General features: G+C 61.3%; 1 protein-coding gene. It reads right to left on the bottom strand.

Annotated elements, in window-relative coordinates:
* The coding region (locus tag IGS51_RS01940; RefSeq protein WP_297075246.1) for a polysaccharide biosynthesis tyrosine autokinase at positions 1–2,190 on the bottom strand (2,190 nt) is incomplete at its 3' end.
* Between the last annotated feature and the right edge of the window lie 292 nt (positions 2,191–2,482).

Raw genomic sequence — 2,482 nt, forward strand, 5'->3', positions numbered from 1 at the left:
GGGGTCGGCGGCAGCCGGGGGAAACAGGTCGGGCTGATCTTCAATTGGCTCAAGCTCTGGTTCTGTGGGGCTGAAGGAACGCACAGGCACGTCTGCACCGTTGATCACCGCGCCCAAAAACTGGATGGTTTCTGACTCGATGAACTGATCGACGGCTTCGGTCAGCAGGCCGTCTTCCGTTATGCCGGGTCGGGTCACCAGCAAGAGTCCGTCGGTATGTGGCTCTAGCAGCAGCGCGTCGGTGTGGCGGCTGAGGGGGGGCGTGTCGATCACCACCAAGTCAAATCGACCACAGGCATCTTCGAGCAGGCGCTTGACCTCGCCCGACTCTAGAATAGCGGCTGCCTGTCGCTGGGGGCCGGGGCTTGGCAAAATGTAAAGGTTTTCTATCTCAGGCACCAGGCTAAATTCACCCCGGTCGAAGTGTTGCAGCGGCTCTAGCTGGCTGTCGGGGCTTGGCGCAACGCGCAGGGCAGTGGCTTGGGAGGGCGATCGCAGATCGGCTTCAATCAGCAGTGTCCGCTTGCCAGCACGGGCAGAGGCGATCGCCAGGTTGTAAGCCGTCACCGTTTTGCCCTCGCCGCCCAGCAGACTGGTCACCACGACAGATTTCAGACCGCCCGTTCCTGCTGCCCGCCGCAGATTGCCCCGCAGCCGCTCATACGGCTCTAGGTAGGGCGAATCTGCCTTTAGCACCAGCGGCATGTCCTGCATATCGGCAACTCCAGACAAATCAGGTAGTAAACCCAAAATTGGCACTTCCTGCTGGCGCAGCGCCAGTTGCAGGTCGGGCAGCGTGTGGAAGGTGGCATCCAGCGAATCTAGCAGCAGCACCAGCCCGCCGCCCACCAGCAGCCCCACCAGTCCGCCCACCAGTAAAATCGACAGACTGTTGCGCCCCTCGGCGTTGGCGATCTCCGTCTGAGGCGGCTGCACGACTACTAGACTGCCGACGGTTTCCTCTGCCGCCAGCCGCACGTCCGCCAGCTTTGCCTGGATCTGGTCGTAGAAGTTTCGCTTCAGCACGACCTGCTGCTCCAGCCGCGATTGCTCCAACTGACGGTTGGGCACGGCGGTATATTCCTGGCGGAGTTCCTGCTCGGCGGCGCGGAGGGCTTCAAGCTGCTGCTGGAGGGATTCTCGTTCGGTTTGCAGGTTGACCAGCGTATTGGCCAACTGCTGGCGGGCGGGGTCGAGGCTGCTGCCCTGGCGGATCGTGGACAGGCTGGCTAGGGGCGCAGCAAGCTGGTTGCCACCGATCACTTCGGTCACCCGCTGCTGCAACAGCGCCTCGAAGGACTGCTGCTGGTGCTTCAAGTCCAGCATGGTGGGATGTTCGGGGCGCAGGTTGCGCGAGAGCAACTGAGTTTGTAGCTCGTTTTGGTAAATCTTGGCCCGCAGGTCGGCAATGATGGGGTCGGCGCTGAGGGCGGCGGAGGTATAGGCCTGGTCGGCGGAAAGTCCCAGGCGCGATTCTAGGCTGCGGATCTGGGCGGCGATCGCCTCTAAATTCAGCCGGAGCTGGCGCTGCTGCTGCTGGCTAGCGGTAATTGCGCCCACCAGTTGACCGTCCTGCGCGGCTTGAATTGCGGGCCCTTCGACGCGCACATATTCTTCCAGGTCGCGCTCCGCTAGCCGTAGCTCCTGCGTCACCACAGGCAGCAGCCGATTCAGGTTGTCGATAATTTGCTGGATTTGCTGGCGGTTAAACAGGCGGCTCTGATCTACCATTGCCTGCATCAGTGCCACCACCGTCGCCTGGGCTACGCGATCATTTGGGTCGCGATACTGCACCAGCACCCGCAGCCCCACTTCCTCCGCATTCCGATTGCGATTTTCTCCTTCGGGGCGGGGATTAACGACTACCGTGGCGTTGCGCCGAATGATAAAAGCATCTGTCCTCACCTGTTGGGTGGCAAGCTGCTGCACTGCGGTTTCCACCACAAAGTCCGACAGCAGCGTTTCTGCCGTCATCACCTGGGCCTGCTGCTGGAGGGCGGTGTTGGTCTGGCTAACGGTGACGGGCGGCGCGGCATAGCCCAGCATCCCCCGCGAGGCATAGCTGGTCGGTGGCGCAGGCTGGAGTGCAGCTACGCCCGATAGCCCCATTACCAGCGCAAACCCTGTTAGCCCGGCCCACTTGTGGCGGTCTAGCGCTACGAGATATCGCTTGATTAGAGGGGAAACCATTGAGGGGATTGCGGATTGCGGCGGGACTAACTCAGGCGAAGGGGAACAGGGAGACGGCGCTGCCCATCATTCTGGGCTTGGGGCTACTGTGCATACGCCTTGATTGTTTGCGTCAAGCTCTGAATGATCCCCCTAAATCCCCCTTAATAAGGGGGACTTTCGACCCCCTAAATCCCCCTTAATAAGGGGGACTTTCGATCCAGTTCTCCCTGCTGCGGTTCACGCTGGGTTCGGTTCCCCCCTTGCTCAAGGGGGGCTAGGGGGGATCAAAGCATCGCCACTCAAGCATAGA

The organism is Thermoleptolyngbya sp. M55_K2018_002, assembly GCF_015295965.1.
In the GTDB taxonomy this organism is placed as follows: Bacteria; Cyanobacteriota; Cyanobacteriia; order Elainellales; family Elainellaceae; genus Thermoleptolyngbya; species Thermoleptolyngbya sichuanensis.